We start from the raw sequence: 24,330 nt of genomic DNA, 5'->3' as shown, positions 1-24,330 counted from the left end.
GGATATTTTCACCAAGGCGAAGCGGAAATGTCTTCATCGGCAGGGGCGGCGCTTGCGGGGGGCTCGCGGAGCCTCTAATCCGAAAGGCGGAATAGGAGACTGTCGATGCCGCATTTTCTTGACACGCGCGAGGATGGGTTCGAGGCCCGATTTGTCGAGCTTCTGGGTATGAAGCGCGAGGACAGCCCCGATGTGGATGCGGTCGTGGCCGGGATCATCGCGGATATCCGCGCGCGCGGCGACGCGGCGCTGATCGAACTGACCGCCAAATTCGACCGGTTGGAGCTGACGCCCGAGACGCTGGCCTTCTCGCCCGAAGAGATCGCGGCGGAAGTGGCCAAGGTGCCCGCCGAAGAGCGCGCGGCGCTGGAACTCGCGGCCGAACGCATCCGCGCCTATCACGAGCGTCAGATGCCGCATGACGCACGCTGGATCGACGCGAGCGGGGCGGAGCTTGGCTGGCGCTGGGGGCCGGTCTCGGCGGCGGGGCTTTATGTGCCCGGTGGCCTCGCGAGCTATCCCTCTTCGGTGCTGATGAATGCAATCCCGGCGAAGGTCGCAGGCGTGGAGCGGTTGGTGGTCGCCTGTCCGACCCCGGGCGGGGCGGTCAATCCGCTGGTGTTGCTGGCCGCGCAACTGTCGGGCGTCGATACGGTCTACCGGGTGGGCGGCGCGCAGGCGATCGCGGCGCTGGCCTACGGGACCGAGACGATCACGCCCGTCGACAAGATCACCGGGCCGGGCAACGCTTTTGTCGCCGCCGCCAAGCGGCGCGTTTTCGGGCGCGTCGGTATCGACATGATCGCGGGGCCCTCGGAGATCCTCGTGATCGCGGATGGCACGGGCGATCCGGACTGGATCGCGCTCGACCTGATGAGCCAGGCGGAACATGACGAGAGCGCGCAGGCGATCCTGATCACTACCGATGAGGCCTTCGGCAAGGCGGTCGTGGCGGCGGTCGAGAAACGGCTCGAGACGCTGGAGCGTCGTGCGATCGCAGGCGCGAGCTGGCGCGATTTCGGCGCGGTGATCGTGGCGCGCGACCTGATGGAAGCCGCCGAGCTGTCGAACCGGGTCGCACCTGAGCATCTGGAGCTTTGCGTGGCCGATCCCGATTGGCTGGCGGAGGCGATCACCCATGCCGGCGCGATCTTCCTGGGCGCCTACACGCCCGAGGCGATCGGCGATTATATCGGCGGGCCGAACCACGTCCTGCCCACGGCGCGCTCGGCGCGGTTCTCCTCGGGGCTCTCGGTGATGGATTTCGTCAAGCGCACGACGCTGGCGAAGATGACGCCCGGCGCGCTGAAGGCGATTGGTCCCTCGGCGGAGGTGCTGGCGAAATCGGAAAGCCTCGAGGCGCATGGGCTGTCGGTCCGCGCGCGGCTCGATGCGCTCAATGACGAAGGAGGGCAGTGATGGCCCGGATTTCTCATATCCAGCTCGATACTGGGGGCATTCCCGCGCCCTCGCCCGAGATCGAACAGGAGCGCAAGGTCGCGATCTACGACCTGCTGGAAGATAACAGTTTCAACATTCCGGGCCGGGACGGTCAGCCTGCGCCCGAAGGGCCGTTTGCCCTGACGCTGGGTGTGCGCGACCGGCGGCTGGTCTTCGATACGCAGACCGAGAGCGGCGCGAAGGTCGCGGAGTTCCATCTGTCCTTCGGTCCGTTTCGGCAGGCGGTGAAGGATTACTTCCAGATCTGCGAGAGCTATTTCGAGGCGGTGAAGAAACTTCCGCCGAGCCAGATCGAGGCGATCGACATGGCGCGGCGCGGTATCCATAACGAAGGTGCGCGCATTCTGCAGGAACGCCTCGAAGGCAAGGCCGAGATCGACATCGACACGGCGCGCCGCCTCTTCACTCTCGTCGCAGTGCTTGCTCCGAGGTAAGCGCAATGGGCGAACTTCCCAACTCGGTTCTGTTCGCGTGCGATCACAATTCCACGCGTTCCCCCATGGCCGAGGGGATGATGAAGAAATTCTACGGCACCGACTGTTATGTGCAGTCGGTCGGTGTGAAATCCGATCTGGAGATCGACGGGTTCACCATCGCCGTGATGGCCGAGATCGGGGTCAACCTTGAGCGGCACCGGGCCCGCACCTTCCAGGAGTTGCAGGAATGGGGCGATGATCTCTCGGCTTTCGACCTGGTGATCGCGCTTTCGCCCGCCTCGCAGCGTCAGGCGCTGGAACTGACCCGGTTCTTCCATCTCGAGGTGGAATACTGGCCGATCCTCGATCCGACCGGCATCGGCGAGACGCGTGAGGCCAAGCTTGCCGCCTATCGCGACACGCGCGATCAGATCCGCCGCCATATCATCAACCGCTTTGGCCCCCCCAAGGAGTAAGCCCATGCCACGCGCCCGCGCTCTCGACACGATCACGCGTTACTATGACGCTTTCAACGCGGGCGACACCGCGGGGATGGAGGCGCTGCTGGGCGATCCCTTTGCTCATCATGTGAACGAGGGCAAGATCCGTCACGGGGTCGAGGCGTTCCGTGCGTTCAACAAGCATATGAGCCGCTGCTATCGCGAGCAGCTGACCGACATGGTGATCATGGCCAATGACGCGGGCACGCGCGGCGCTGCCGAGTTCATCGTCAACGGTGTTTATCTGGAGACCGATGACGGGCTGCCCGAGGCGCGCGGGCAATCCTACGTGTTGCCGGCAGGGGCGTTCTTCTCGCTCGATGAGGGCAAGATCACGCGGGTGGTCACCTATTACAACCTCGCCGACTGGATCGCGCAGGTCTCGTGATGGAGGTCCGTCGGCTGACCGGCGAGGCGCTCGACGCCGCGCTTGAGGATGTGGCTCGGCTGCGGATCGCGGTGTTTCGGGACTGGCCCTATATCTATGACGGCTCGCTGGACTATGAGCGGCGCTATATCCAGAGTTACCGGGAGTCTGAGGCCGCCGTCGTTGTCGGCGCGTTCGACGGGCGCCGACTGGTGGGGGCGGCGACGGGCACGCCGTTGGAAGATCACGCCGATGATTTCGCAGCGCCCTTCGCGGGCACGGGGTTGAAGCTGGAAGACGTGTTCTACTGCGCCGAGTCGGTTCTGCTGCCGGAATATCGCGGGCAGGGAGTGGGCCATGCTTTCTTCGATCACCGCGAGGCCCATGCACGCGAGCTGGGGCGGAGCCATTCGGTTTTCTGCTCGGTAATCCGGCCCGACGATCATCCCTTGAAGCCCGCCGATTACCGCCCGCTCGATACGTTCTGGCGCAAGCGCGGCTATGCGCCGATGGAGGGCGTGATCGCGCGGTTCAAATGGACCGATCTAGGGGACGAACACCAGACCGAGAAGGCGCTGCAATTCTGGAGGCGCAAGCTGTGAGCCGCGAGGTCACGATTGCCGCGGCGGCCTATCCTCTCGACTGGTTCGAGGATTGGGCGGGCTATGCAGCGAAGGTTTCGGCCTGGGTGGCGGGGGCCGTAGGGCAGGGTGCGCAGCTTCTGGTCTTTCCCGAATACGGGGCGATGGAGCTGGCGAGCCTTGGTGGCGCGGAGGTTGCCGCCGACCTGGAAGCCTCGCTGACCCATGTCGCGGGGGTGCGCGGGGAGATGGAGGCGCTCTTCGCGCGTCTCGCGGCGCGACATGGAGTGCATATCCTTGCGCCCTCGGGCCCGGTGATCGAGGGCGCCAAGCGCGTGAACCGGGCGAGCCTCTTTGGCCCCGGCGGGCTGATCGGGCATCAGGACAAGGCGATCATGACCCGTTTCGAGCGCGAGATCTGGCATGTCGATGCGGGCGAGGGGCTGGTGCTGTTCGACACCGCGCTTGGCAAGATCGGCGTCACGATCTGCTACGACAGCGAATTCCCCCTGCTGGCGCGCGCACTGGCGGAAGCCGGGGCGGAGATCCTCCTCGTGCCCTCCTGCACCGACACGGTCGCGGGCTATAACCGGGTGCGGATCGGGACGATGGCGCGGGCGCTGGAAAACCAATGCGTGACCGTGCAGGCGCCGACCGTGGGCGATGCGCTCTGGTGCCCGGCAGTCGATGAGAACCGGGGCGCGGCCGCGATCTTCGCGCCGCCCGATGGGCTCTGGCCCGAGAGCGGCGTGGTGGTGGAAGGGGCGTTCGACTCACCCGGCTGGGTGTTGGCGAAAGTGGATCTCGATCTGGTGGCCCGAAGCCGCGCCGAGGGGGCCGTTTTGCCTTTCAAACATTGGGCGGAGCAGGCAAGGAAGCTTTGGTAGCTTTCGGGAGTGGCGAGAAGCGTCAGGACCAAGGGAGTTGAAGGAAGGAGAGGCCTGGTTTGCCGCAGACGGCAAATTTTGACTTTGGGTCCGGCTTTCGTCTCTTGTCATCTGAGTGAGCACGGTGCTGATTTCTTGGGTGCGCCGCATCCTCGTAACTCTTGGCCAATTGGACCAAAGCTATGAGCTAAGGTGAGTTTCCTCGCCACACGAATTTCCAAAAATTATTTATTATTTAAGTGTATTGGTCCCGAAAGATTTTCGATTAGCGTTTTATTATTTTGGGACTTGGTGTTGTCTCTGGTGGCGCTTGTTTTGTTTTTCTCTAATCGGCCTTGAGGATTGGTGTGGGTGTTATTTTAATGAGTTATTATTTTTATGTTGCGATTTATTTTGATTTTTTTTATAATGGCTTCAATGTCAGAGATTAGATCCCTTTCTTATAAAATCTACCCGAGCCGCTCTCAGGCAGCGTCTCTTTGGCATAAACACTGCCTTCTGGCCGATCTCTGGAATGCAGCGCTTGAGGAGCGGATTGGAGCGTGGCGCCGGGGCGTGCGCATCTGGCTTTCAGATCAGGAAAAAGCGCTCAAGTTCATCCGGTCAGATGTGCCAAGTTGGTCATCATATGTGCACACACACGAAGCGCAGGTTGTCCTTAAGCGCCTCGATCTTGCGTTCTCCGGCTTCTTTCGTCGACTAAGAAATGGTGGTGCTCCCGGATTTCCGCGCTTCCGTGCCCCAGAGAGGTTTAGGGGTTGGGGGTATAAGCAGCATGGCAATGGTTTCAAGGTCGAGATCGGAGTCGGTGGCCGCCACGGGTTCGTTACCCTCTTCGGCATTGGTCGAATGCGGATGCGTGGCATTGCACGGACGCCTGGACGAGTTCTGAAGGCGGATGTCATCCGCGCGGCACGCGGTTGGATGTTAAATCTCGTTGTAGAAACCGGATGTGCGCAGCGTGAACGCGCTCATGGTCCTGCAATCGGTTTGGATTGGGGGGTGTCAGAGTTCGCGACGATCGCGACTGAGGCGGGTGAGTGCGAGGTGATCCACAATCCTCGGCATCTAGCGACCGAGGCTGAAGATCTTCGTAAAGCGCAGCGTAGCCTTTCCATCGTAGCCCGTGAAAGAAAAATCTCTTCGAGGGCTCTGCGTAAACATCGCAAATCCCTTGCGCGGAAACATGCAAAGATTTCGGCTCGGCGTAAGGATTTTCTTCATAAGGTGTCTCAAGAGCTAGTCGCAAAGCACCGGTTTATTGCGACCGAAATGCTAAGCCCACGAAATATGACGCGCTCTGCGCGCGGCACGGCCAAGGCTCCGGGGCGAAACGTGGCCCAGAAAGCGGGTCTCAATCGAGCGATTCTCGATACGGCTCCCTCAACATTTTTGAACATGCTCCGATACAAAGCGGAAGAAGCTGGTGCGGAGTTACTTGAAGCGTCCACGCGCGCTTTGAAGCCTTCCCAATGTTGCCCTGAATGTGGCGCTATGAGGAAAAAGGCTCTTTCTGAGCGCGAGCATTCTTGCAGTTGCGGTTGCAAGATGGGACGGGATGAAGCTTCTGCCCGTGTTCTTCTCCAGTGGGGGCTTCGTTTCGAAGCTAGCACTGAGGCGAAACGTGCCGAAGTGAACAGAGCGGCCGGGACGGCCGTAGGTTAGACCTGTTCTGACCTGAAACCGCCTCTTCCGATTGGAATGATGGCGGAAGGTTCATATTTCCCTTGAATTTCTCGGTCCGCGGGCGCATTTAACGCTCGCCCGCAACTGGCGCGGGTAACCAAGTATGGAGTGACCATGGCCAAGGAAGAAATGCTCGAATTTCCCGGTGTCGTGAAGGAACTCCTGCCTAACGCGACGTTTCGGGTCGAGCTGGAAAACGGCCATGAGATCATCGCGCATATGGCAGGCAAGATGCGCAAGAACCGCATCCGTGTTCTGGCTGGCGACAAGGTTCAGGTGGAAATGAACACCTACGACCTGACGAAGGGTCGTATCAACTACCGCTTCAAGTGAAGCTGATCCTCGGCTCGGCGAGCCCGCGACGGCGCGAACTTCTGGCCCAGCTCGGGCTGGAACCGCATGACGTGCGCCCCGCCGATATCGACGAGACGCCTTTGAAGGGCGAGCCCGCGCGCGATTATGTCGCCCGCATGGCCCGCGAGAAGGCGATGGCGCTGACGATCTCCGGTGACGAGGTCATCCTGAGCGCCGATACCACGGTGACCTGCGGGCGCCGAATCCTCGGCAAACCCGAAGACGAGAAAGAGGCGGCGGAGTTTCTCTGGCTGCTCTCGGGGCGTCGGCATCATGTGCTGACGGCCGTTGCGGTGCGCACCGTGGATGGGCTGCGCGAGAGGCTTGTCGATACGGTAGTAAAGTTCAAGCCGCTCAGCGATGAGGATGTGAACGGTTATCTCGCGTCCGGCGAATGGCACGGCAAGGCCGGTGGCTACGGCATCCAGGGGAGGGCCGGGGCCTTCGTGCCGTGGATCCAGGGGTCGTTTACCGGCGTCGTGGGGCTGCCGCTGGCCGAGACCGCAAACCTGCTCGCAAGTGCAGGCATCCGGGGAGAGGTGGAATGAAGGGACGCGTGGTTCTGCTGGACGAGATCGGCGGTCGCGAAGCGGCGGCGCTGATGGTGGATGGCCAGCTTGAAGACCTGATCGTGGATGCCTCCGACGAGGTGCCCTTCGCGCCCGGAGCGATCCTGCGCGGCGTCGTGGGGCGTCAGATGAAAGGGCAGGGTGGTGTCTTCGTCGATCTGCCCGACGGCACGCGCGGCTTCCTGCGCGAGGCCAAGGGGCTGGCGCCGGGCCAAAGCGTGATCTGCATGGTCTCGGGCGGCACCGAGCCGGGCAAGGCGCTTCCCGTCACGCTGCGGGTACTGTTCAAATCGCGCCTCGCCATCGTCACCCCCGGCGCGCCCGGCATCAACGTCTCGCGCCGCATCCGCGAGGACGACCTACGCGAAGAGTTGCAGGCGGTCGCGACGGCGGTGATGGAGGGCTCTGATATGGGCGTGATCCTGCGCTCGGCCGCCGCTCATGCCTCGCCCGAAGAGGTCGGCGAGGATGTCGCTGCGATGCGCGAGCTGGCCGAGGCTGTAACGGGCGATCTCGAGGGTGGCCCCGAACTGCTCGTCGATGCGCCCGATCCGCATGAAGAGGCTTGGCGCGATTGGGCCGATCCGGTCCCCGACGAGGTGATCGAGGGCGGCTTTGACGATCACGGCGCGACAGATGCGATCGAAGCGCTTTTGTCCCCGCGCGTGGAGCTGCCCGGCAGCGCTCATATGATGATCGAGCCGACCCGTGCCCTGATCGCCGTCGATGTGAATACCGGCAATGACACGACGCCCGCCGCGGCGCTCAAAGCCAATATCGCCGCCGCACGCGAGCTGCCGCGCCAGCTGCGCCTGCGCGGGCTTGGCGGCCAGATCGCGATCGACTTCGCGCCGATGCCCAAACGCGACCGACAGGCGCTCGAACAGCAGCTGCAACGCGCGATCAAGGGCGAACCCGAAGCCGCTCTCGCTGGCTGGACGCCGCTTGGCAATTTCGAGATGCAGCGCAAGCGCGACCGCGTGCCGCTCGCGCGTCTTTTGCCGGGCCAGAACGGGGAGGCGACATGAGCTGTCCGATCTGCGGCAAGGATGCTGATCCCAAGTATAGGCCATTTTGTTCGAAGCGCTGCGCCGATGTCGATCTGGCGCGCTGGCTCAATGGTTCTTACGTCATCCCGGGCGATATCGCCGACGAGGAAGAGCGCGCCCCGAGCGGCCCCGCGGGCGAGGACACGCCCCCCGGCAAACCGCATTGAGATCGATTGGCGAGATCTCGGAATTTTCTGTCAAATCCCTCTGGACAGCCCCTGCGCCCTCGTCTAGTAACCGCTCCACCAAGACCGTCAGGTCGAAGTGCCCGGATAGCTCAGTTGGTAGAGCAGCGGATTGAAAATCCGCGTGTCGGTGGTTCGAATCCGCCTCCGGGCACCACTTAAATCCCTGAAATACAACATGTTTTCGGTCTCGCTTTGCGCTGGATCTGACGCTGTTTGCGTGATTTTCTGCTCGGGGTTCCACCGGGGTTCCATTTCGCAGACGACTAAAATCCCGGTCCGTCATCAAAGGGTGACGGCTCGGGTGGCGAATCTTCTGGAGGGTCAGTCTCGGGAACGGGATGAGTTTGGCTCGGCTCGAAAAAGGATGCAAGTCGCGCCGCATCGGGACCGTCCTTGAGAATGTCGATCCCTTGCGAGGAAACGATGGCCTGGTCACCCGCCTCGAACATCACGCCGAGGGCTGGCCGATCCGCCAGTTTGCGCCACCGCCATTTTCGGAAGTTCGACCGTAGGAGGCGTAGCACCCGCGCGAGAAAGGCGCCGAAGCTCAGCTCATCGGTAAGCCCAAAATGTTGAGGATTTGGTTCAGCTTCAGTTTGATCTGCTTCAATTGAACTTCTTGCTTGTTCATTCGTCCTACGAGATCCTCGCGTTCGTTCTTGAATTCCTTGAGCGCGTCCATGTGCATGTGATGGATACTCCTGTTCGCTCCAAGTTCCGTTGTCATCATCGAAAGGGCGTCCAGAAGCGCTTTGCCCAAATCCGACTGTTCCGTCTCGAGCAGTTTCAAAAGCTCCCGCAGCGCCATCAGGCTGTCCGTTTTCTCGTCGATCGCGATCAGGAGATTTTTCATCACCGTCGGGTCGGTCGCGGGGTTCATCGTGGTCGGTTCGTTTGGCATCGGTCAGCTCCTTCAGCTGGTTGCGGATTGCGCGGAGGGACAGGGTGATCCCGACGATGGACAGGGCCATCGCAAGGTCGAGGCGGGCATGAAGATGACGGGGCTCCCAAGCTGCGCCGAGCCGACCGCCATAGAGGGTCCCGTGGGATGTTTCGAAGAGGTAGCTCTCGCGGCCATACACGTTCTGATCCACCGTGATTTCGATCGGATCGTCGCGATCGCGCAGGCGAGCGGCGAGCATCTCGATGGTGGTCGGTGGGCTTTGCGCGAATGTCTCCGAGAGTGCCGTGTGTAGCGCTTGGGCTTTCTTCGGCTTGAGATTTCGCTGCGGGGTCGGTGGCATGAGTGTCGGCACGGACGGGTCGAAATACTCGGGCACAGGCAGCCCTAGGAGCTTTGCGAGTTGCCGATGGTTCCGGTCCGTTTCCCGCCGCGACAGGCGCGGTTTGAGCGGCATGCCGGTGAAAGTCTTCAGGACACACGCGATGTGAATGTGGTCGCAGTGCGCGTCATGGTGCCGGGCCGCAGACCAAGGAATTTGAAAGGGTGGGAGCCCCATCAGGTCGAGCTGGGTGAGCGCGATCTGCAGCCAGTCCTCCCGCTCCTTGAAAAGGCCGGCGGGCAGCGAGAGTGTGATGTGCAGGAAGGTGTGACCGCGGCCCAGCTCCTCGAACTGGAGCCGCAGGTCATGCCGACCTTCCGCGACGAGCGTGCCGCCAATCAGCTCGGCGCCGTCTCGGAAAATATAATCCTCGACGAACTTTGCATGGTCGTGCCGCTTGGTGAAGGCGCGCATCGATCAGCCCTCCGACCATCGTCGGATCGCCGCCGTCAACTCTCGGACCTCCTTGGCGAGGGCACGCGCCCCCGCCGAAGATCCGGGACCAAGCTGATTGACAGCGATGCCGAGCCGACCGAGGCGGTCGGCGATGTCGTGTGCCTGCGTGCGGCTCTCCGAAGTGCCGTCGAGGGCCCGCTCCCGGAGGAACCTTCCCCGCGTCGGCGTCCCGGCAGCTTTCCTGTCAGTGTCGATGCGCTCGATCTCTTTTTGAGAGAAGCGCACCTTCACCTCCGTCTCTCGCCGCTCAGCCATCGAGCTGTGCCTCGCGGCTCTCGAGCCAGGCTTCGATGTCGCTCACGCGGAAGCGCGCACAGCCCGGAGTAATGAGGACCTTGCGCGGGAAGTCGGGGCGGTCGCGGTGCCAGCGATCGACGGTCGGGCGGGTGACGCCGCAGATCCTGGCGACTTGGTTGATCGTGTAGTAACGTGCGAGTTCTTGGCTCATGGCAGTTCTCCTTTGCGCGCGGGATTCCGCGTTGATTGGGCGACGAATTGTCGGGGGATGCCCCCTCTTGGGGACACCTCAATTATAGCTGTTTTCAGTCGGTTGCGGAGGGGGCGGACCGCAGATTCCTGTTGATCCACGGAATGTTTCACGCAAAAAAAATGTGGATAACTCATCGATGATCGGGTCGTGCTCTTGCCATCCCAAAAGTTGACCGTCTTCCGGTGTGTTGACCGCAGATTGCGGAGGGAAGGCTTTGCGACCGTGAGGTGTCTCCTCTTTCAGACGGGTCTCCCGGCTCCGCGCGCGGTCGCGCGATAGAACCTAGACGGCGCGTGATTTCGGGCCCGATCTCGGGTGGAAGTTGCGTCGACGCCAAGACGTATTCAGCCGCCCGGTGGAGAGGGATCTTCGGCCGGCGCGGGCGCTAGAGGGGTCAGAGCTGCCCCCTCCTGAGAGGGGCGAAGTAGGTCTGCAAGCGCCTGCCCATCCAGTTCCCGGCGCTCGCACAGCGCGCGCGCCGCAGCCTCGAGCCGATCCTGATGCGCAGCGAGCAACGCGTCTGCACGCCGCTCGGCGGTCGCCAGCCGCTTGCGGACTTTCGCGTAAACGGCTGGATTGCGGAGGATTGCTTCGTCGATGCCATTGAGCCAGACATGGCCGTGGTGACCGAGGCCGAACCGCGTTTCGATGTCGATGGCGCGGCGTGTTGCCAGCGCGAGATCCGAGTCTGCGGAGCCGCCGGCCCCGGCCGAGACCTCGCCCAGCACCAGCCGTTCGGCGGCACGCCCGGCAAGCATGAAGGTCAGCTCGTCCTCGATATCTGCCAGCGTTTGGATCGCGCGGGTCGGTTTCGGATGCGCCTCGCCCCCGCCGTCGCGACGGATCAGGACGCGGCTGATGGAGCCGAGACTCAGTTGAGTAAAGGCAATTGCATGGCCGATTTCGTGGATTGCTGTGCGCCAGATCACCGCCGGGTCCGATTGCTGAAGGCCGCCGATTTGTCGGTGCAGATCGAGGATTTCAAGCGCTCGCCTCTCCGCGCGCGCAGAGCTTTTCGCCGTGCGGATCGCGGCATCAAGATCCGCCGCGCTCATCCCCACGGCGGCCTGTGCAAGAGAACGCAGTTGGTCGTCGGGCAGATCGACATGCGTCTGCAGGACGCCGATGAGCGTGTTGGCATCAGGCAGAGGCATGGGCACATGCAGATCGAAGCGGCCCGGCCGCAGGATCGCGGGATCGAGCGCGTTGCGGTCATTCGTGGCGCCGACAATGATGACACCTTCCGCGCGGACGGTGGCGTCGATCTCGGCCAGGAAGGTGTTGATGACCTGGCGACGATATTCGCGGTTGTGGCGGTCGGGCGCCCAGCGAGAGCCGGCGGCGTCGATTTCATCGATGAAGAGGATAGATGGGGCGGTGTTGCGCGCCTCATCGAAGCTCGCGCGCATCGCTGCGAGCATCTTGCCCAGATGGCCCTCAGCTTGCCATTCGCCGAAGCTGGCGGAGACAAAGCTCACATTGGCCGAGTTGCCCATAGCGCGGGCGAGATAGGTCTTGCCCGTGCCCGGCGGGCCGAAGAGCAAGAGCGATCGCGTCAGGTCAGACCAGTCGACCTCGCCGCTCCGCCACAGCGCCAGATCCGCGACGATGCGCCGGACGGTAAGCAGCGCCTCACCGGCGCCGGCCAGATCGTTAAGAGTCGGCCCCTGCGGCGTGGGCGCGGGTTTCGGAAGGGCCCGTGTGATCCGACGCGCGGCGTCCTCGGCGCTCGGGGCGCGCAGGGCGAAGCTCAACGCGGCGGCGCTGATCGCGTCGAACTCGCCCTTGCTCGGCAGCAGAGCTTGGAGCCTGGCGAATACCGGGGGCGCGTAGGTCAGATGGAGCAGCGCGAGAATGATCTCGCGCGAGAGCGGCGCGAGCATCAGAGGGGCAGGTAGCACCTCAGCGAGGGTGTCGGGCAGCGTGGTCGTATCAGGGACCAGAATGAGCAGCGGCTCGGTGCTTGCGAGCAGTTCCTCGATCTCAGCCATGACGTCTGACCGCAACATCTCGCCGAGGGTGTGGATCGACAGATCTTTGTGTTGCTTCAGTCTTTTCAACGGGCGCTGCGCGATCTCTCGGTCGGCGGGCAGAAGGTGGTCTTTGAGGATCGTTGCCGCGTCGTCCAGTTCCGAGCGATCCCCGGCGCCGGTCATCAGTGTGACTGCGCCGGGCGCAAAGAGCGCGTCGATGTGACCTTGCGTTTCGAAGGTCGCGGCCAGCCGCAGGATCATCGCGAGCTCGGTCGGGCGCAGGCCCGTGACTTTGTGGGCGTCCCAGAGCGAGCCCTCATCGGTAATTGTGGCAGGTGTCGAAGTCGCGCGCTGCTCTGCGTCGAGAGCGTCGAGATGGTCGCCGATCAGCGCGGCCTGATCCTCGGGATCGAGCCCGGTAAGGTCAGGGAGCGGAGTTGGGACGGAGTCGTCAGGCATTTGTGTCCGGGCCAGCGCGCGGAGCGCGAGGGCAGCCCAGGGCGGATTGGTAAGAGGCGCTGTGAGAGTCAAGGGCGATGCGAGAGATGTGTCGGTCATGGCAGGGTCCAATCGGCGTGAGTGGGGAGGGCGGCCCCGCGAGGTGCGGGGCCGTTCAGGTCATGTGAGGAAGGGAAGGTTTCGCAGGCAGGTTGTGTGGGGCTATGCCTGAAACGAGCCCTCGGATCGGCTAGGTGCTCAGGCGCCGTTCGACCTCAGCCAGTTCGGCGAAGATGGCATCGCGCAACTCGGGCCGGTAGATCTCCGATTTCACCTTGAGGTGCTTACGATAGACCGTGTGCGGCACCACACCGTCCGGGAAGCGCTCGATCAGGCGCTTGTGGACTTTCTTTTCCGCCCGCAGCGCAGCGCGCCCGGTGGGGAAATGGATCTCGGCGAGGATCCGATATGGCAGCACCTTCCGCACGAAGAGCTGATACTCGAAGCGCGAGTAGGTGTTGCCGGAGAAGCCGAGTTTGAGGACGGTTCTTTTGCCAAGATCGATCTCCGCGAAATAGATCGAACTCGGTTCATTCGACCAACCTTTGCCGCAGCTGGGACATTGAAAACGCTGGGTCTTCATATTGCCGATCAAGACACGGCACGACTCGCCGCAGCCGTCCGCATGCCGATAAAGACGATAGTTATTGTCACCTTCGGGATCGGGGCCGACCAGTTCCCATCCGTAAGCCCGCGCCTCGCGTTTGTAGCGCTCAATCGTGCAGCTCTCGCAGACGATCTCGCCGCCTTCGGTCGCGACCTTCTTCGTTCGGCTGAATTGCAGTCGCTTCGTGTGGCCGCAGGACACTAGGAAATGCCCGTAATGCCGGTCTTTTTCATCGCGCTTCACAAAGGTGAGGCGGTTCACTTTCGCATCGGCGATCCAGCGTGCTTCCTTGCAGTTGGGGCATTGCGGCTGGAAGCCTGTCAGAACGCTGTGACGGCAGACGAACGTTCCCCGACACTTCTTGCATGCGAGGGCGAGGTTGTCCTTGTTCTTCACGCGCGCGAGCACGTGATAGCCCTTTTCGGCAGCTGCGGCGTGCCATTGCGGATGGATGGGACCGGGCCAGATCGGGTGGGTTTCGCCGCGGATGATCATCGTAGTCTTGGAAGTTTGGGCCATGAGAGAGCCCTCCGTGAAATTGTGCTGTGTGAACGGGCGCGGCAAACCGCACCCGAGCGGGTCACAATTGACCTTCAGGTAGGCGTGCTCGGACACGGGCCCCAAGGAGGGCCGGTGTCCGAGCACGCGGTATCTGGGAAGATCAGGCTTCGGCCTGCTCGAGCGCGTCGAACGAAAAGACGTCGAGCAGCTGATCGAAGAGGATCAGCGCCCGCTTGAGCAGGACATTCACTTCGCGATCGGTGTCGCAAACCTCGGGAATGAGAAGGTCGCTTCCGCGGCGCCGCACGAGGTCACGGAAGCGTTCGCGGTGCTCGCCGTCCTCGTCCAGCATCGCAAGGCGCACTCCGAACGCGATCAGTTTCAGTGGTTTCTCGACCTGCACGCGCGGCGTCAGTTCGAGGATTTGGTCCTGCAGTTGCAGCATCTGCACCTGAGCTTCGTCAGAGGCCCTCTGCCAGCCCGCGAAAGCCGGATCCCAGCTCTGAGTGCGGGACAGGTCTTGCTCGTAGTCGAGGAACTCAGCGAGGGCCTCGAAGAACTGCGGAAACAGGGTCAGGATCCGCGGTTCCTGATCGTCGGTTGCGTCTTCTTTTGCCAGAAGCTGCGTGATAAGCGGGAATGTAGCCATGGTTGTCTCCTTATCCGAGATGGCTGTGGTCAGAGCGTTGGCAGGAGTTGCAGCTCTTGCCTTCGCTCGATGTTTATAGCACCATAAAACCGTTAAACCAAGTGGAGATTTGGTGTTTTGGAAGAAAAGGTGAAAAAAGGTCGCCCTCGCGTGGATACAGAGGCGGTGAATCTTCGTCTGCCGCGAGAAATGCTCCAGGCACTCGATGATCGACGAAAGCTGGAAGACGATCTGCCATCTCGACCCGAGATGATCAGGCGCCTGCTTGCCAAAGCTCTTGCCGAGCCAGAGGGCTGAGACGGTCGCCGGTCACATCGAATAATACGGTTGTCGTGATCGTCGATGGATCTGCGACCAGTTGAGTTTAATGACCAAACTCAATTCCGTAAGGCGCTCGCCCCAAAGTGATATCGCATGTCGGCAACGCTTGCCTGCGTTTGACAAGCCATGTCCTTTGACACGTATCCCAGCCGGTGGATCACTTTCAGGGGAGAACTCCACCCTGGCAATATTTTTCGGCTGGATGATGACGCCTTCATTTGGTTGTCGCCCGATGAAGGCTGAGCGGCATCGGAATGAGAGGTGGGTTCAGAGTAAATCGGAATTCCTCTCCGACATATTCGCGCCGGATTGCGAGTCAAATTTGCAACGGAATCATTCGTAATCAATAAGATGGACTGGATTCCGCCCCGTCCGAGCGGTTTTCGTGCTACACATGGTGATACACAGGGGGCCCTTTCCCGGAGGTGTGCGATGAATATCACCAAGCGCGGCGAAGTCTGGCATCTGCGTCGGCGGGTTCCCAAAGCCTATGCCCCGGTCGATCCGCGCCGCGAGGTGGTGATCAGCCTGCGGACGGGTTCGGAAGCGGTGGCGCGTCAGAGGGCGCCGCTGCTGTGGGATCGGCAGGTCGAGACCTGGGAGGCGATGCTCGACGGCGCTGCGGGTGATGCGGAGGCGCGGTTTGCTGCGGCCAAACGGCTTGCGAAGGTGCAGGGCTACCGGTTTCTCGATTCAAGCAAGGTGGCGCGTTTGCCGTTGCAGGAGTTGCTCGCACGTATCGAGCTGGCTGCTGGCGACGAGATGCGCGATCCGCTCGGGGCAGATTCGCTTCTTGGCGGGGCGGAATTGCCGCTCATCACCGTGTCGCGGGCGCTCGAGCTTTTCTGGGGGCTCGCGCGCGACAAGACCCTAGGCAAGAGTGCAGATCAGATCCGTCGGTGGCGCTATCCGCATATCAAGGCGGTGCAGAATTTCATCTCGGTTGTCGGAGACAAGCCGCTGGCCGATCTCACGATCGACGATTTCCTCGATTTTCGTGATTGGTGGGCGGATCGGCTGGAGCGTGATGGGCTCACTGCGAATTCCGCAAACAAGGATCTGACGCATCTTGGGGCTGTTCTCAAGCGTGTGAATCGCGACAAGCGGCTCGGGCTCGAGCTGCCGCTCGAAGATCTTAGCTTCCGGCAAGGCAGGGCGGCGCGGCGACCGCCGTTCTCGGATGCGTGGATCCGGGATCAGTTGCTTGCCCCCGGAGCGCTGGATGGTCTCGAGCCGCAAGCGCGGGCGATCCTGCTGGTGATGGTGAATACCGGGCTGCGTCCGAGCGAAATCGCGGCGCTGCGGCCCGAGGAGATCCGGCTCGACGACCCGATCCCGCATTTGCGCCTGCAGCCGATCGGTCGGGTTTTGAAGACGCAGAATGCGGAGCGGGTGATGCCGCTTCTCGGGGTGTCGCTCGAGGCGATGCGGGCATTTCCGGAGGGGTTTTCGCGCTATCGCGAAAGCTCGGCCACGCTGAGCGCCACGGTCAACGGATACCTCCGGGAGGCCGGCCTCCTTGAGAGCGATCGGCATTCGCTTTACAGCCTGCGGCACGCGCTCGAGGATCGCATGCTCGCGGCGGAGATCGACGAGCGGATCCGGCGCGACGTGATGGGGCATGCGCTGGGGCGTGAGCGCTACGGGGCGGGTGGGCGGTTGGCCGTGATCGCGCAGCTCCTCGAGCCCATCGCTTTCTGAGCCGGGCGAGCGGTCAGCTCCGCTGTCTCACCTCGAGCAGGGAAGCAGGATCGATATCGAGCGCTTGTGCGAGGCGCCAGACATTGTCGATAGAAATATTCTGCTCGCTACGCTCCACAGCGCTCAAATAGGTTCGATTGAGACCAGATTCGAGTGCGAGACGTTCCTGCGACCATCCGCGCTCGGCGCGCAGTGATCTGAGGTTGATCGCGAGCGTGTCGCGCAGGGGGCTTTTCGGCGTTCGTTTCACCCCCTTGCAATCGCGCAACGTTGGTTTTAACTCTACCGGTTATAAGAGACATTCGTGTGCTCGCTCATCTATCATCCGAAAGGGAGCCTCCTCGATGGCCGCAACTGAAATCGACCCGAGTTTTCTGCTCATTTCCGATCGAGAGATGTATGTTCATCGTGATCGCAGTCTTGCCGGAGCACTCGGGGATGGGTTTGTCTATCGCCGTATCAAGCACATGCTGGCTGACCCATTGCTGCGCACGATCCTCGAACTGCTGGAAAATGGTGCGACGAGCTACGAAGGGGCGCTGAAACTCAAAGGGCGCGGTTTTCTCGAGACGCGCAAGATGATCGCGCGGAGAGGCCCGTTCAAGGAAGAAGAGTTGGAGTATGTCCTGCTGACGGATGAGGCCTGCAGCTATGCGCATCGCTGGCTCTTCGGGAAAGCAGAAGGGGCTGAGCCGGATCTGAATCCTGCAGAGGCCCTGTTGACGGCTATTCGTCGCTATCTCGTTGTCGACACTGGCTCAGGCATCGTGGTGGGGCGAGACGTGCTGGAAGTCGCGATCGATCTTGACGATATGGAGATCCTGGGGCGTCTCGTGCATATGGATTTCGGAGTCCGTCAAGTTTCCGATCCCGGTTTCGGTGACCCGGTTGCCGAGGAAGACTGGATGGAAGCGCGCGCCTATTGGTCTGGGGCGGATAGTGACGATCGAGTCGGCGCGGCGATTGTCTCCTTTGGCTCGTCCGGAACCCATTGAGACTTCTCGCGAGGATATGAGCAGGGCTCCAAGCAGTGTCAGCCTTTCTTTCCTTCATTGGCATTGGGATGGAAAGATTTTCAAACAGAAAGAGCCACGACTTTGATGTCGTGGCTCTCGTTTTCTGTAAATATCTCGAGGCTTCGGAGCTGCCTCTCCCTAGGATGCAGCGAGGCTCTTACCCTTTCGCGCCCTGTCCGCGCGCGTAGACATCGTCGTAGCGGATGATGTCATCCTCGCCGAGATAGCTGCCGGTCTGCACTTCGATCAGCGTCAGCGGCACCTTGCCGGGGTTCTCCATTCGATGGACGGCGCCGAGCGGGATGTAGACGGACTGGTTCTCGCTCACGAGTTTCACCTGATCGTCGATCGTCACCTTCGCGGTGCCCTCGACGACGATCCAGTGCTCGGCGCGGTGGTGATGGCTTTGCAGGCTGAGTGCGGCGCCGGGATGCACGTGGATCCGCTTCACCTGGAAGCGCTGGCCGATGACGAGGCTCTCATACCAACCCCAAGGGCGGAAGTCGCGGGGCAGGGTCTCGGCCTGAGCGGCCCCCTTGGCTTTCAGTTCGGCAACGGCTTTCTTCACGTCCTGTGCGCGGTCCTTGTGGGCGACGAGCACCGCGTCGGGCATGGCAACGGCGATAATGTTCTCGAGCCCGATGCCCACAAGCTCCTGCGCCTCGCTGGTCGACTGCAGAAGCGTATCGCTACAGTCGATGGCGGTGGCGGGGCCGGTCGCGACGATGCCGTTTGCATCCGGGTTCTGCTCGCGCCAGACCGCCTGCCAGTCGCCCAGGTCCGACCAGGCGCCGCCATAGGGCACGACGGTCAGGTTGTCGGCGCGCTCCATCACCGCGTAGTCGATCGAGATATCCTCGAGCTGCGCCCAAGGCTCGGCCGCGAGGCGGGTGAAGCCCAGATCGCGCTCGGCGGCCTCCACCGCGGCCTTGGTCTGCGCCAGCGTTTCGGGCGCGTGTTTGGCGAACGCTTCGAGGATCGCCGAAGTCGAGAAGAGGAAGATGCCCGCGTTCCAGAGATGCATGCCGCCGTCCAGCAGTGCCTCGGCCTTCGCCAGATCCGGCTTCTCGACGAAGGATTTCAGCGGCTGTGGGGTTGCGGAGAACTCCGAGTCTGGGGCTTCGCTGAGTTCCAGCCAGCCATAGCCGGTCTCGGGTCGGTCGGGGCGGATACCGAAGGTGACCAACTGGCCTGCCTCAGCAGCCGGGGCGGCCGCTTCAACCGCCGCGCGGAATCGCGCAGGATCAGGAATGACGTGATCCGAGGGCGCTACGAGCATCAGCGCACCCGGCTCACGGGTCTCGAGGACGAGAGCGCCTGCGCAGATCGCCGCGGCGGTGTTCCGCGCAGACGGCTCGATGAGAATATCGGCGGGCGCGATCTCGAGCGCGGCGAGTTGCTCGACCGCGACGAAGCGGAAATCCGATCCGGTGATCACCGAGGGCGCAGCGAATCCGTTCCCGGCAAGCCGCCTGGCAGAGGCTTGGAAAAGGCTCTCTTCGCCCATCAGTTTGACGAATTGCTTCGGATAGGACTTGCGCGAGAGCGGCCAGAGCCGCGTGCCCGATCCTCCGCAGAGAAGGACAGGATGGATCGTCTTGCTCATGAAATCTCTCTCAGGTTCTGGCGGTGTCGTGATTTTCGAGGAACCAGCGATAGGTCTCGTCGATCCCGTCTTCGAGGCCGATACGCGCCTGCCAGCCCATCGCTTTCAGGCGGCTGATATCCATCAGCTTGCGCATCGTGCCGTCGGGCTTGCTCGGATCGGTGGTGATCCGGCCCGCGAAACCCGTGACCTGCGCAACCAGCTGCGCGAGTTCGAGGATCGAGATGTCGCTGCCGGACCCCACATTGATGTGGCTCAGCATCGGATCGGTATTCGCGTCATATTCGGCCTTGGGGAGATCAAGCACGAAGAGCGAGGCTTCGGCCATGTCATCGACATGCAGGAACTCGCGCCGCGGCGTGCCGGTGCCCCAGATCGTGACCTCTTCGAGTCCGTCGCGCGTCGCCTCGTGGAAGCGCCGGATCAGCGCGGGCAGAACATGGCTGTTCTGCGGGTGGAAATTGTCGCCCGGCCCGTAGAGGTTCGTCGGCATCACCGAGCGGTAATCGACGCCATGTTGGCGGTTGTAGCTCTCGCAGAGTTTGATCCCGGCGATCTTCGCGATCGCGTAGGGCTCGTTCGTGGGCTCTAGCGGGCCGGTCAGCAGCGTATCTTCCGCCATCGGCTGCGGCGCGGCCTTCGGGTAGATGCAGGAGGAGCCGAGCTGCAACAGCTTGGTGACCCCGGCGGCGAAGGCCTGATGGATCACATTGGCCTCGATCATCAGGTTCTCGTAGATGAACTCGGCCGGGTAGGTATTGTTGGCGTGGATCCCGCCGACCTTCGCGGCGGCGAGGATCACCACGTCGGGTTTCTCCGCCTGCATGAAGTCGCGCACCGCCGCCTGATCGGTCAGATCCAGCTCGGCGTGCGTGCGGTTGATCAGCTCCAGCGCCGCGCCCTGGGCCTGACGCGCCTCCAGCTGGCGCAGGATCGCGCCGCCCACCATCCCGCGATGGCCTGCGATATAGATCTTGGTCATGGAGCTTCCTCAGCCTTCGAGTGAGACTGGCAGGTCCAGTCCGTGTTCCTTCAGAAGCGCATGGCGCCGCGCGGCCTTGTGGTCCTCCGCGACCATATCGGCACACATCTCCTGCGCGGTGATCTCGGGCACCCAGCCGAGTTTTTCCTTTGCCTTTGACGGGTCACCCAAGAGAGTGTCCACCTCGGCGGGACGGAAATAGCGCGGGTCAATCCGCATCACGACGTCGCCGACCTTCAGGGCAGGCGCTTTGTCACCCTTGATGGCCGCAACCGTGGCGGTCTCCTCGGTGCCGGAGCCGGAGAATTCCAGCTCGATCCCCAATTCGCGCGCACTCCAATTGATGAATTCGCGAACGGAATACTGCTTCCCGGTGGCAATAACGAAGTCCTCCGGCGTGTCTTGCTGCAGCATCATCCACTGCATGCGCACGTAATCCTTGGCGTGGCCCCAGTCGCGCAAGCTGTCAATGTTGCCCATGTAGAGGCAGGGCTCGAGGCCCATCGCGATGTTCGACAGGCCACGGGTGATCTTGCGGGTGACGAAGGTCTCGCCGCGTCGCGGGGACTCATGATTGAACAGGATGCCGTTGCAGGCATACATGCCGTAAGCCTCGCGGTAGTTCACCGCGATCCAGTAGGCGTAGAGCTTGGCAACCGCATAGGGAGAGCGCGGATGGAAGGGCGTGGTCTCGCGCTGAGGCGTTTCCTGTACGAGGCCGTAAAGTTCGGAGGTCGAGGCCTGGTAGAAACGGGTTTGCTTTTCGAGGCCGAGGAAACGGATCGCTTCAAGGAGCCGCAGCGTACCTATGGCATCGACATCGGCGGTGTATTCGGGGGCTTCGAACGAGACTGCAACATGGCTCTGCGCACCAAGGTTATAGACCTCGTCGGGCTCGATATCACGGATCAGGCGCGTGAGGTTTGAGGTGTCCGAGAGATCTCCGTAATGGAGCTTCAACTGGGCGTGGTTGCTGTGGGGGTCCTCATAAATATGGTCGATCCGCTGCGTGTTGAAGAGCGATGCGCGGCGCTTGATGCCGTGCACTTCGTAGCCTTTTTCGAGCAAAAATTCAGCGAGGTAGGAGCCGTCCTGACCGGTGATGCCGGTGATTAAAGCGCGTTTTGTCATGGTTCCATGCTTATCTAGAAGTGTCGAGATCGGTTTGAGGTTTGTCCAGGCGTGGGCGAAGAGGTGGATAGTTTGGTAAAACACGCTCGGCGATGAACCGACGGTTTTTTTCTACGAGGTCGAGATTGATTTTCACGTCCTTGGGGAGATGGAATTTTTCATAGGGCAAGATGCGGTCTAGTCCGGCCTGCATGAGGCCGCGCCAAGTTGGCAATCGCCCAGTGGCAAGGCGTCGTAGCAGACTCCGTCTCGCGTCTCGATGCTCGGTCATTGAGGGTGTGCGGGCCCAGGCACGAGCCAGAGCGAGGTAATCGTGATAGCGACGATCGGCACTCCCAAAAGTTTTCAGACCGAACCGGCGTAAAAGCCGTTCGCGTGCAAAAGTAAGTTTCATCGCCCTCAAGGAATAGGATCTGTTTTCCGAGGTGGCATTATCGAATCTCGATCGAAGCCCGTCTACGATCGCGGTGTCGAGATCGAACAACTCATCAACGAAGTCCATTCGCGCAATCTGCGAAACGTCGACTATTACAACTTGGTCAAATCGATCACTGTAGAGCCGATCAAGTTCAGCATAGTCTAAAAGGTCTGAACAAAAATAGTCGAGCCGCGTTGGTGAGGCAAGGGGAGCGAGAGTAGCCAACTCATCTCGGTCGACAAAGAATTCGTGCGGCTGCACCACGTTTCCTTCGTGAATGACTTGTTGGTATACACTGGTCATCCATTCTATTGGCTCACGCACAGAAATTAAAATTGAGGTAGCTGGGCCGAATAGCTCTAGGTTTCGATCGGCTGCCCATTGCCAGAAAGCCGGATTCCAGTTTACCAAGCCTTCGAGGCTGATGAAATGCCGTTCCGCTTTGAGTTTGCGGGCGATATCATCTTTCTCTTCCGTGGAAAGTTTTAACGCATTCCCCTTAATCAGCAGGGCAACCAGATGGGGATCGTTGAAACGGTATCCTCCCAGCCGGGCAAGTTCAGGGAAAACATGCTTTTGTAGAGTTGTCGTGGCCGTTTTCCCAAGGCCAATATGAACGATGGTCATGAAACTTTCCGCACAGAGAAGATAAAGAAAAAGGCCTTCCATGCCAAAAGGAAAGCAAAGGCCGCAGCGCGAGCGAAGGCAACTGCGGTTTCAGGTGAGCCGCTCCAGGAAAGAGTGAAGAGAACGAACAATGCTAGTGCAAAGAGATGGCCGTACATGATTAGTTTCTCACGATGAAGGGCGTATAGCCCAAAATGGGGCACCATCGACCATGCTTGCAATGTTACGGAAACAATAAGGGCGTAGAAAATTGTTCCATACTCGGCGTAGCGGCCAATTCCAAGAAGATTGAGGCCAAACTCAAAGAAGACCGCGCCACCGCAAATAAAGATCCCGGTTGCGACAAGTGTTGGTTTGAGAAGGTTTTTCACTTCCCGACGAAGGTCGTGCGAACTGCCTCGTCCTGCAGCGATAATCTTGGGTAAACCGAATGAAAATATTCCTGCGTCCAGCACGGAGATCAGCGAAATCGCTAGGCCGAAGAAAAGGACGTAAGCTGCTAGCGAAGCGTCGCTGCCGAGTTTCGCTTGGAAAGAACGATCGAGGAAATTAATAGTTCTCAAGCCAAAGGCAGCGCCGAAGAACACAAGTGCGACAGGAAGGCCTCGAGCGATCCACTGAATGTCGATCCGCGAATCCCACGACAATCCGAAATCTTGAAAGACGGCGAACCCCGCAACCAACGCTGAAATCGTTACGCCGCAGATCCAGCAGTAGAGAACGAAATCTAGCGTCCGAAGGTTCGGAAAAAAGAATAGCCCGAGAATGACCGCAAAAACCCAAATACCTTGACGTAGAAATAAGGTGACGCTGGCGAGCACTGGCCGCGAGAGTGCGACCAAAATGCGGTATCCTTCTTGAGCCCATTGCTCCATCACGGTTAGTGCGAGAGTCAAAAGGGTGAATTTGAAGTTTAGGAGACCCGCGCCCCAAGCCAGGAGAACCCCTGATGAGAGCATAAACTGCAACGAACCGACAAGGCTGATATGGTTGAGTATCGCGCTAGCCTGCTGCGCGTGCGAGCTCCTAGCTACATCTCGCACTGTATAGTTGTAGAACTCCATGCCGGTGATAAAGGTGCCATAAGCGACGGTTACCGCGATCAAACCAAAGGTGCCGACCTCCGCATTGCCGAGGAAACGTGCTAACGCAAGAAAAACGACAAGCTTGCCCGCCAAGGCGGAACCTCGAAGGGTAAGGGAAAAGAGGCGCGCTAACAGGGTTATTCTCCGAAAGTACGCCAGCGCCGTCTCTGTGCGCGGACGTAAAGCGCAGGAAGTAGGCTCAGCGCAGCTGCGATAAGACGCTTCGCGATCAGTGGAAAGTAGGGCTGGATATCTCCATTGCTCACTGCGTTCAGATATTCCCGCAGAACCCTTCGCGCCCCTATTGGGCTGTTAGATATTCCTCCGAGTCTCATTGAAACCCCCACGGCGCCTAGATGCCCGGCGACGGGTAACTGGCGGAACTGCGCGTAGAACACCAAGTCCCCGATGATGCGATACTGCTCGGGAAAGCGACGGTTCTGGAAAATTGAGCTCGCGACCGCGAGACCGGGATGTGCGAAGGCATTAGCGCGAGTGTTGAGTGTGCCGACCCGGGGGTTTCTGAAGACACCGACCCGGGTGTGGGATGCGTCTTCTAAACTAACGTCGCAAGCCAAGACTGATGGTTCGTTCGGCGGAATATGAGAAGAGGCAAAGGCTACCCACTCAAGCGAAGGCAGGTCGTCGATCCCGAGAAACCCGACCCAATCGCCCGAGACGCGGGGCAGCGCTTGGTTCCAGGCATCGTAAATCCCTGTGTCTGTCGCGCTGACGAGCTTGACATAGGGACGCTGCCGCAGCTCTGCCAGGACCGCCTCGCCCGAGCAGTTGTCCTGCACGATGAGTTCGAAAGCCAGACCCTTTGCTGCGAAGGCGTCATAGGTGGCGAGGATCGGCGCAAGCTCTTCGGGCGCCAACTTCATGGTCGCGGTCACGATGGAGAACATTTAGGCACCTTCTAGGTGGG

The 24,330-nt window shown here is 61.1% G+C and carries 27 protein-coding genes and 1 tRNA gene; 15 read left to right on the top strand and 13 right to left on the bottom strand.

All coding sequences use genetic code 11. The features are described from left to right. The first annotated feature begins 105 nt into the window (after window positions 1-105). The 12 genes from hisD (at window position 106) to BMG00_RS13145 (ending at window position 8,212) form a co-directional block, all read left to right on the top strand. Window positions 106-1,419 (top strand): histidinol dehydrogenase, encoded by a 1,314-nt coding sequence (hisD, locus tag BMG00_RS13200; RefSeq protein WP_078574676.1) that lies wholly within the window; start codon window positions 106-108, stop codon window positions 1,417-1,419. Further along, window positions 1,419-1,895: a UPF0262 family protein gene (locus BMG00_RS13195; protein WP_038073687.1), complete on the top strand. Its 477-nt coding sequence runs from the start codon at window positions 1,419-1,421 to the stop codon at window positions 1,893-1,895. The genes hisD and BMG00_RS13195 overlap by 1 nt, the downstream gene beginning before the upstream one ends. 5 nt (window positions 1,896-1,900) lie before the next feature. Further along, window positions 1,901-2,353 carry an arsenate-mycothiol transferase ArsC gene (locus BMG00_RS13190; protein WP_078574675.1) on the top strand — a complete coding sequence of 151 codons (453 nt, stop codon included), beginning with the start codon at window positions 1,901-1,903 and terminating at the stop codon, window positions 2,351-2,353. A gap of 4 nt (window positions 2,354-2,357) precedes the next feature. Further along, entirely contained in the window at window positions 2,358-2,765 is a 408-nt protein-coding gene (locus BMG00_RS13185; RefSeq protein WP_078574674.1) for a ketosteroid isomerase-related protein, read from the top strand. Next, on the top strand, window positions 2,765-3,346 hold the full coding sequence (locus BMG00_RS13180; protein WP_078574673.1) for a GNAT family N-acetyltransferase: 582 nt from the start codon (window positions 2,765-2,767) through the stop codon (window positions 3,344-3,346). The genes BMG00_RS13185 and BMG00_RS13180 overlap by 1 nt, the downstream gene beginning before the upstream one ends. Further along, window positions 3,343-4,212: a carbon-nitrogen hydrolase family protein gene (locus BMG00_RS13175; RefSeq protein WP_245795034.1), complete on the top strand. Its 870-nt coding sequence runs from the start codon at window positions 3,343-3,345 to the stop codon at window positions 4,210-4,212. The genes BMG00_RS13180 and BMG00_RS13175 overlap by 4 nt, the downstream gene beginning before the upstream one ends. Before the next feature lie 378 nt (window positions 4,213-4,590). Then, window positions 4,591-5,877, top strand: a complete 1,287-nt coding sequence (locus tag BMG00_RS13170; protein ID WP_078574671.1) for an RNA-guided endonuclease InsQ/TnpB family protein — start codon at window positions 4,591-4,593, stop codon at window positions 5,875-5,877. Window positions 5,878-6,012: 135 nt separating this feature from the next. Beyond that, window positions 6,013-6,231: a translation initiation factor IF-1 gene (gene infA, locus BMG00_RS13165; protein WP_010397442.1), complete on the top strand. Its 219-nt coding sequence runs from the start codon at window positions 6,013-6,015 to the stop codon at window positions 6,229-6,231. Further along, window positions 6,228-6,800 (top strand): Maf family protein, encoded by a 573-nt coding sequence (locus BMG00_RS13160; RefSeq protein WP_078574670.1) that lies wholly within the window; start codon window positions 6,228-6,230, stop codon window positions 6,798-6,800. The genes infA and BMG00_RS13160 overlap by 4 nt, the downstream gene beginning before the upstream one ends. Continuing rightward, window positions 6,797-7,849: a ribonuclease E/G gene (locus BMG00_RS13155; RefSeq protein WP_078574669.1), complete on the top strand. Its 1,053-nt coding sequence runs from the start codon at window positions 6,797-6,799 to the stop codon at window positions 7,847-7,849. The genes BMG00_RS13160 and BMG00_RS13155 overlap by 4 nt, the downstream gene beginning before the upstream one ends. After that, window positions 7,846-8,037, top strand: a complete 192-nt coding sequence (locus BMG00_RS13150; protein WP_078574668.1) for a DNA gyrase inhibitor YacG — start codon at window positions 7,846-7,848, stop codon at window positions 8,035-8,037. The genes BMG00_RS13155 and BMG00_RS13150 overlap by 4 nt, the downstream gene beginning before the upstream one ends. A 99-nt stretch (window positions 8,038-8,136) precedes the next feature. Then, window positions 8,137-8,212 (top strand) — tRNA-Phe (locus BMG00_RS13145). 109 nt (window positions 8,213-8,321) lie between these two features. Here BMG00_RS13145 and BMG00_RS17520 read toward each other — a convergent pair. From BMG00_RS17520 to BMG00_RS13110, 6 genes are all read right to left on the bottom strand, one after another. Further along, the gene (locus BMG00_RS17520; protein WP_146642645.1) at window positions 8,322-9,755 is read right to left on the bottom strand and encodes a hypothetical protein; all 1,434 of its coding nucleotides are present in this window, start codon (window positions 9,753-9,755) and stop codon (window positions 8,322-8,324) included. 3 nt (window positions 9,756-9,758) lie between these two features. Then, window positions 9,759-10,052, bottom strand: coding sequence for a plasmid mobilization protein (locus BMG00_RS13130; protein WP_078574665.1), 294 nt, complete (start codon window positions 10,050-10,052; stop codon window positions 9,759-9,761). Then, window positions 10,045-10,281 carry a helix-turn-helix transcriptional regulator gene (locus BMG00_RS13125; RefSeq protein WP_281251072.1) on the bottom strand — a complete coding sequence of 79 codons (237 nt, stop codon included), beginning with the start codon at window positions 10,279-10,281 and terminating at the stop codon, window positions 10,045-10,047. Before BMG00_RS13125 ends, BMG00_RS13130 begins: the two co-directional genes overlap by 8 nt. 350 nt (window positions 10,282-10,631) lie before the next feature. Next, window positions 10,632-12,719: an AAA family ATPase gene (locus tag BMG00_RS13120; RefSeq protein WP_158521730.1), complete on the bottom strand. Its 2,088-nt coding sequence runs from the start codon at window positions 12,717-12,719 to the stop codon at window positions 10,632-10,634. Between the two features lie 229 nt (window positions 12,720-12,948). After that, on the bottom strand, window positions 12,949-13,884 hold the full coding sequence (locus tag BMG00_RS13115; RefSeq protein ID WP_146642643.1) for a GIY-YIG nuclease family protein: 936 nt from the start codon (window positions 13,882-13,884) through the stop codon (window positions 12,949-12,951). A 142-nt stretch (window positions 13,885-14,026) separates the two neighbouring features. Continuing rightward, window positions 14,027-14,515 carry a hypothetical protein gene (locus tag BMG00_RS13110; RefSeq protein WP_078574661.1) on the bottom strand — a complete coding sequence of 163 codons (489 nt, stop codon included), beginning with the start codon at window positions 14,513-14,515 and terminating at the stop codon, window positions 14,027-14,029. 129 nt (window positions 14,516-14,644) lie between these two features. Here BMG00_RS13110 and BMG00_RS17745 point away from each other — a divergent pair, with 129 nt between their 5' ends. Continuing rightward, complete coding sequence (locus tag BMG00_RS17745; RefSeq protein ID WP_342745861.1) at window positions 14,645-14,812, top strand: ribbon-helix-helix protein, CopG family; 168 nt, start codon at window positions 14,645-14,647, stop codon at window positions 14,810-14,812. Between the two features lie 456 nt (window positions 14,813-15,268). Next, entirely contained in the window at window positions 15,269-16,537 is a 1,269-nt protein-coding gene (locus tag BMG00_RS13105) for a DUF6538 domain-containing protein (protein WP_078574660.1), read from the top strand. Between the two features lie 13 nt (window positions 16,538-16,550). Here the strand turns inward: BMG00_RS13105 and BMG00_RS13100 are convergent, their stop codons facing one another. Next, window positions 16,551-16,787, bottom strand: coding sequence for a helix-turn-helix domain-containing protein (locus BMG00_RS13100; RefSeq protein WP_078574823.1), 237 nt, complete (start codon window positions 16,785-16,787; stop codon window positions 16,551-16,553). A 94-nt stretch (window positions 16,788-16,881) separates the two neighbouring features. Here BMG00_RS13100 and BMG00_RS13095 point away from each other — a divergent pair, with 94 nt between their 5' ends. Then, window positions 16,882-17,532 carry a hypothetical protein gene (locus BMG00_RS13095; RefSeq protein WP_078574659.1) on the top strand — a complete coding sequence of 217 codons (651 nt, stop codon included), beginning with the start codon at window positions 16,882-16,884 and terminating at the stop codon, window positions 17,530-17,532. A gap of 178 nt (window positions 17,533-17,710) precedes the next feature. Here the strand turns inward: BMG00_RS13095 and BMG00_RS13090 are convergent, their stop codons facing one another. From BMG00_RS13090 to BMG00_RS13065, 6 genes are read right to left on the bottom strand one after another with little or no spacing between them, the layout of a single operon-like run. Further along, window positions 17,711-19,159, bottom strand: coding sequence for a mannose-1-phosphate guanylyltransferase/mannose-6-phosphate isomerase (locus BMG00_RS13090; protein ID WP_078574658.1), 1,449 nt, complete (start codon window positions 19,157-19,159; stop codon window positions 17,711-17,713). Window positions 19,160-19,169: 10 nt separating this feature from the next. Further along, a complete protein-coding gene (gene fcl / locus BMG00_RS13085) occupies window positions 19,170-20,141 on the bottom strand; it encodes a GDP-L-fucose synthase (protein WP_078574657.1) in 972 nt (323 codons plus the stop codon). Between the two features lie 9 nt (window positions 20,142-20,150). After that, window positions 20,151-21,272 carry a GDP-mannose 4,6-dehydratase gene (gmd, locus tag BMG00_RS13080; RefSeq protein WP_078574656.1) on the bottom strand — a complete coding sequence of 374 codons (1,122 nt, stop codon included), beginning with the start codon at window positions 21,270-21,272 and terminating at the stop codon, window positions 20,151-20,153. Between the two features lie 10 nt (window positions 21,273-21,282). Further along, complete coding sequence (locus BMG00_RS13075; protein WP_078574655.1) at window positions 21,283-22,317, bottom strand: hypothetical protein; 1,035 nt, start codon at window positions 22,315-22,317, stop codon at window positions 21,283-21,285. Continuing rightward, window positions 22,314-23,495, bottom strand: coding sequence for an MATE family efflux transporter (locus BMG00_RS13070; protein WP_078574654.1), 1,182 nt, complete (start codon window positions 23,493-23,495; stop codon window positions 22,314-22,316). Before BMG00_RS13070 ends, BMG00_RS13075 begins: the two co-directional genes overlap by 4 nt. A 44-nt stretch (window positions 23,496-23,539) precedes the next feature. Further along, complete coding sequence (locus BMG00_RS13065; protein ID WP_078574653.1) at window positions 23,540-24,310, bottom strand: glycosyltransferase; 771 nt, start codon at window positions 24,308-24,310, stop codon at window positions 23,540-23,542. Window positions 24,311-24,330 lie beyond the last annotated feature (20 nt).

It is taken from the genome of Thioclava marina, from assembly GCF_002020135.1.
Lineage (GTDB): Bacteria > Pseudomonadota > Alphaproteobacteria > Rhodobacterales > Rhodobacteraceae > Thioclava > Thioclava marina.
This window is presented reverse-complemented; position numbering and strand designations above follow the sequence as displayed.

Coding starts and splice junctions, on each gene's coding strand:
- BMG00_RS13185 (WP_078574674.1), top strand. CDS start 2,358: ATGCCACGCGCCCGCGCTCTCGACACGATCACGCGTTACTATGACGCT.
- BMG00_RS13065 (WP_078574653.1), bottom strand. CDS start 24,310: ATGTTCTCCATCGTGACCGCGACCATGAAGTTGGCGCCCGAAGAGCTT.
- BMG00_RS13190 (WP_078574675.1), top strand. CDS start 1,901: ATGGGCGAACTTCCCAACTCGGTTCTGTTCGCGTGCGATCACAATTCC.
- BMG00_RS17520 (WP_146642645.1), bottom strand. CDS start 9,755: ATGCGCGCCTTCACCAAGCGGCACGACCATGCAAAGTTCGTCGAGGAT.
- BMG00_RS13110 (WP_078574661.1), bottom strand. CDS start 14,515: ATGGCTACATTCCCGCTTATCACGCAGCTTCTGGCAAAAGAAGACGCA.
- BMG00_RS13120 (WP_158521730.1), bottom strand. CDS start 12,719: ATGCCTGACGACTCCGTCCCAACTCCGCTCCCTGACCTTACCGGGCTC.
- BMG00_RS13170 (WP_078574671.1), top strand. CDS start 4,591: ATGTTGCGATTTATTTTGATTTTTTTTATAATGGCTTCAATGTCAGAG.
- BMG00_RS13180 (WP_078574673.1), top strand. CDS start 2,765: ATGGAGGTCCGTCGGCTGACCGGCGAGGCGCTCGACGCCGCGCTTGAG.
- hisD (WP_078574676.1), top strand. CDS start 106: ATGCCGCATTTTCTTGACACGCGCGAGGATGGGTTCGAGGCCCGATTT.
- BMG00_RS13090 (WP_078574658.1), bottom strand. CDS start 19,159: ATGAGCAAGACGATCCATCCTGTCCTTCTCTGCGGAGGATCGGGCACG.
- infA (WP_010397442.1), top strand. CDS start 6,013: ATGGCCAAGGAAGAAATGCTCGAATTTCCCGGTGTCGTGAAGGAACTC.
- fcl (WP_078574657.1), bottom strand. CDS start 20,141: ATGACCAAGATCTATATCGCAGGCCATCGCGGGATGGTGGGCGGCGCG.
- gmd (WP_078574656.1), bottom strand. CDS start 21,272: ATGACAAAACGCGCTTTAATCACCGGCATCACCGGTCAGGACGGCTCC.
- BMG00_RS13155 (WP_078574669.1), top strand. CDS start 6,797: ATGAAGGGACGCGTGGTTCTGCTGGACGAGATCGGCGGTCGCGAAGCG.
- BMG00_RS13150 (WP_078574668.1), top strand. CDS start 7,846: ATGAGCTGTCCGATCTGCGGCAAGGATGCTGATCCCAAGTATAGGCCA.
- BMG00_RS13095 (WP_078574659.1), top strand. CDS start 16,882: ATGGCCGCAACTGAAATCGACCCGAGTTTTCTGCTCATTTCCGATCGA.
- BMG00_RS13115 (WP_146642643.1), bottom strand. CDS start 13,884: ATGGCCCAAACTTCCAAGACTACGATGATCATCCGCGGCGAAACCCAC.
- BMG00_RS13195 (WP_038073687.1), top strand. CDS start 1,419: ATGGCCCGGATTTCTCATATCCAGCTCGATACTGGGGGCATTCCCGCG.
- BMG00_RS13075 (WP_078574655.1), bottom strand. CDS start 22,317: ATGACCATCGTTCATATTGGCCTTGGGAAAACGGCCACGACAACTCTA.
- BMG00_RS13105 (WP_078574660.1), top strand. CDS start 15,269: ATGAATATCACCAAGCGCGGCGAAGTCTGGCATCTGCGTCGGCGGGTT.
- BMG00_RS13130 (WP_078574665.1), bottom strand. CDS start 10,052: ATGGCTGAGCGGCGAGAGACGGAGGTGAAGGTGCGCTTCTCTCAAAAA.